This is a genomic window from Stenotrophomonas sp. HMSC10F06, from assembly GCF_001807865.1.
In the GTDB taxonomy this organism is placed as follows: Bacteria; Pseudomonadota; Gammaproteobacteria; order Xanthomonadales; family Xanthomonadaceae; genus Stenotrophomonas; species Stenotrophomonas bentonitica_A.
The window spans coordinates 1-3,781 of record NZ_KV791292.1 but is presented as its reverse complement, the minus strand read 5'-3'; the positions used below and the strand labels follow the sequence as shown (position 1 = coordinate 3,781).

Annotated in this window: 2 protein-coding genes; one reads left to right on the top strand and one right to left on the bottom strand. The window is 59.6% G+C overall.

Going from position 1 to position 3,781, the window contains the following annotated elements; translation table 11 throughout:
* The first annotated feature begins 198 nt into the window (after positions 1–198).
* The gene (locus HMPREF3113_RS13070) at positions 199–975 is read left to right on the top strand and encodes an NAD(P)H-dependent oxidoreductase (RefSeq protein WP_083298805.1); all 777 of its coding nucleotides are present in this window, start codon (positions 199–201) and stop codon (positions 973–975) included.
* 1,282 nt (positions 976–2,257) lie between these two features.
* Here the strand turns inward: HMPREF3113_RS13070 and HMPREF3113_RS13065 are convergent.
* On the bottom strand, positions 2,258–3,736 hold the full coding sequence (locus HMPREF3113_RS13065) for an NAD-dependent succinate-semialdehyde dehydrogenase (RefSeq protein ID WP_254665296.1): 1,479 nt from the start codon (positions 3,734–3,736) through the stop codon (positions 2,258–2,260).
* Between the last annotated feature and the right edge of the window lie 45 nt (positions 3,737–3,781).

Sequence of the window (3,781 nt, the reverse complement as noted above, 5' to 3'; positions counted from 1 at the left end):
TATGGCTGCGGCTAACCTGCGGGGGGATTACCCTTCCTACGCCATATGCGTATTGGCTGAAGGACTGGTCAGCCTGAGTAGGCTGGTCCATTAGACCCTGCGCAGCTCTCCGTGCCCGGAAGAAGGGGCGAGATGCTTTTTGGCAGCCACGACCAAAGTCCCGTCCACCAGGCGGCAATCGAGAGGATCAGATCCATCATGGACCAGAAAATGACGTCGAATACTCAAGCGACTGATGACGTATCGAGAGAGCGCCGCAAGTTCATCATGAGCGGGATCAGCCTTGCGTCCGCCGCTGTTGCTCCTTCACTGGGAGTTGCGTCGCCGGCTGCAAGCAAGGCAGTAGCTGGCCCGGCTACAAGGTCCGGCCAGCAAAGCGCTGGCAAGCGTGTGCTGATCATTAATGCGCATCAGACCTACAAGGGCATTAGCGAAGGCCGGCTAAACCGAACCTTGGCCGAGCTCATCGCCGTGGAAATGAAAAAGAAGGGATTCGAGCTCAAAACTACGGAAGTTGAGGCTGGATATACCGTTCAAGAAGAAGTGGAGAAGCACCTATGGGCCGATGTTATCGTGACGCAATCGCCTGTCTTCTGGTTCGGCAATCCCTGGATCTACAAGAAGTACGTGGACGAAGTGTTTACCGCTGGCCTCATGCAACAGAGTTTTCTCAGCGGTGACGGACGGTCCAAGGATGCACCTGATCGACAGTACGGATCTGGTGGAAAGATGCAAGGTAAGCGGTACTTGCTCTCTCTTACCATGAACTCTCCTAGGCAGGCCTTCGACGATGCAAGCCAGCATCTGCATCAAGGCAGGTCTGTGGACGATGTATTTGCGAGCAATACCGCAAACTACAAGTTCTGCGGCGCGCAGGTCCTGCCTGTGTTTGCCTGCTATGACGTGGTGAACGCTGCGAATGTTCAGAATGACATTGAGCGGCTCAAGGCCCGTTTAACTCACGAGTTCGGTTGAGCGTGATCCTATGAATGAGGCCTACACTGGGATCAAGCATGACTGCTGCTTGAACGTCCCTCGGTCCCCGTAGTCCGCGTGTAAGACGGTTGGGTCGCCCTCGCAGTAATAGAACAGTTTCATTCTCATGTCACCGCTCAGTGTTAACGCATGCTCGTCCACCGGCGACTGAAAGTTCCAAAGATTGGCGGAGTTAGTAGTTCGCGCCTGGCGAACTCCGAGAGCGCGTCGCCTTGCTGTGGTAACCATGCTCATCAGCTCGCGCTCGAACCGTGGTTCATGACCAATGAGCCAACATGCGTTGGCAGGTTCCTCTGCTTACGATTCGAGTGCGCGATGGATGGCAGCATTGGCTCGAGCGCTTCGGCTATCCAGTTCTCGGATTGGACGTGAGTTTGACTATGGGTCGAACGCTACTCCTCCCTGGATATGCCTGCAACGTCCGACCCCTGAAGCTGGATCTTCGAACAGATTGCACAAATACCTGCACCGGCTGAGCAAATTGCAGTATTACCTGTCTCTCTTGGTGTATTCAGATGCGTGTCGGGTGGGCTGCCAGCGACAGTAAGCTATTGATAGTAGGGCGAAGGCGAGATTACAGATTTACCTGTCTCGTCACCGCTTCCCTTCCCAAGAGCCCCCATAGACGAGACAGCGAGACATGGCAGAAGCTAGGCCGTAGCCGACACAAAACCCCATTCGCACCCCTGGCTACCGCTCCCGGCATCGCTGCCAGTCGCCTGCAGCAGCATGGACCTGCTCCCATCCATTCGGGAGTTTCCGGAACGCCTGACCGCCGATACATGCTGTTCCCGAACGCTTGGAGTCCTCTGATCCCAAGGGTGGCAGGTTCATCACGCTGTCCGACGGTCCCGGGCGCCCGGCGCGTTGGGCCTCAGCTGACAGAGTACGGGCCTCAACGCGTTCGCAGTAAGCCTTCATGCCGGGATGTGGGTGATTCGGCCACGCCAATTCTTCGCAATTGAACGGCGTGGTGCTCTTCGACATCGAGTTGTAGGCCGCCTTGGGCGCCGGAGGCAACGGCTTGGGTCGGGGACCCGTTGCAGAATGCACTTGCGCCAGCGAAGAGCAGGCAAGCGAAAAAAGCAGCAATCCTGCTGAAATCCTTTTGAGCATGAGCTTCCCCCTGTAGCTGGGGGAAGCTTACCGCTTCAAGCCTGCGCCCGACGAGCGTCGGAGCCGCTAAGCCCGACGCCCTACCCGGCTCTGCCAACGCACGCAGGGAGGCGCAGAGTCCTGCAGCCCGGCGCCGGTGCCGAAATCAAGCAGACGCTGCGGCCGCAATCTTGATCGACTTCACGTTCACAAACTCCTTCAGACCCTCCGGGCCGTGCTCGCGACCATAGCCGGACGCTTTCACTCCGCCGAACGGAAGCGTTGGCGATGCCACGTCGAAGGTGTTGATGAAGATCATGCCGGTGTCGAAGTACTTGGTGGCCAGCTCCCGGGCACGCTGCACGTCCCGGCTGAAGATGCCGCCGCCCAGCCCGTAGCGGCTGTCGTTGGCGATGCGCGTTGCATCCTCATCGTCCTCGGCGCGAATGATGGCCGCTGCAGGGCCGAACAGCTCATCCTCGTAGGCCACCTGCCCCGGCGCCACATCCGCCAGCACCGTGGCCGGATAGAACCAGCCCGTGCGGTCCGGTACTTCGCCGCCAACCACCAGGCGGGACCCCTGGGAGACGCTCTTGGTCACCTGTTCGTGCAGCTTGTCGCGCTGCGCCTTGGAGACCATCGGGCCGAGCTGGGTGTTGTCCGCATTCGGGTCGCCCATCCGGATCGCTTCGAAGGCCTCTGCATAGGCGCTCACGAAGGCCTCGTAATTCTTCTTTGTCACGATGAAGCGCTTGGCGTTGACGCAGGTCTGCCCGTTGTTGAACAGGCGGCCTTTGACGCAGGTCGCCACCGCCAGCTCCAGGTCGGCGTCGTCCAGCACCAGATAGGCGTCATTCGAGCCCAGCTCAAGCACCGTCTTCTTGAGTGCCGCGCCGGCCTTGGCGGCCACGGTGCGTCCCGCGGCCTCGCTACCGGTCAGCGTCACCGCGCGCACCAGGTCGTTCTCCACGATGTCATTGGACTGGTCGTGGGTGATCAGCAGCACCCCAAACAGCCCCTTGGGCAGCCCGGCGCTTTCGTAGATGTCACGCAGCAGCAGCCCACTCCCGGTGCAGCTCTCGGCATGCTTGAGCAACACCCCGTTGCCCGCCATCAGGCTGGCGATGGAATAGCGGATGGCCTGATAGGCCGGGAAGTTCCACGGCTGAATGCCGTAAACCACGCCGATCGGGGCGTGAGTCACGATGCCGGTGGCGCCCTCCACCTCGCGCTCTTCATCGGCCAGGGCGACGGGCCCTTGCTTGGCGGTGTAGTCGCAGATACTGGCGCACAGCTCGACTTCGGTACGGCTGTCTTCAATGAGCTTGCCGACCTCGTCGGTCATCAGCTGCGCAAACTCTTCCTTGCGCGCACGAAGCGCCTTGGCGATGTCCGCGATGACGTTCGCTCGCTCATCCAGACTGCGCAAACGCCACTGAAGAAATGCGTCATGGCTTGCCTTCACCGTGGCGGCGGCTTCGCCGTCTGACATGTAGGAATAGGTGGCGAGCACCTCTTCGGTCAGCGGATTGATGGTCGTGAGTTGCTTGTTTGGCATGGGAAGAGAGGCTTTACGTAGAGGGGAGGTCCGTAGAGGGTCGCCGCCGTGCAGTTCCTCCGCTGTGAATTCTTCAACGGAATGCATCACTGGAGGTTCACCGGGTAATCCCCCCGCTTTTAACCGTCAGCA

What these genes read in the sequence shown, in the direction of transcription:
- HMPREF3113_RS13065 (WP_254665296.1), bottom strand. Translation starts at nt 3,736, where the DNA reads ATGCATTCCGTTGAAGAATTCACAGCGGAGGAACTGCACGGCGGCGAC.
- HMPREF3113_RS13070 (WP_083298805.1), top strand. Translation starts at nt 199, where the DNA reads ATGGACCAGAAAATGACGTCGAATACTCAAGCGACTGATGACGTATCG.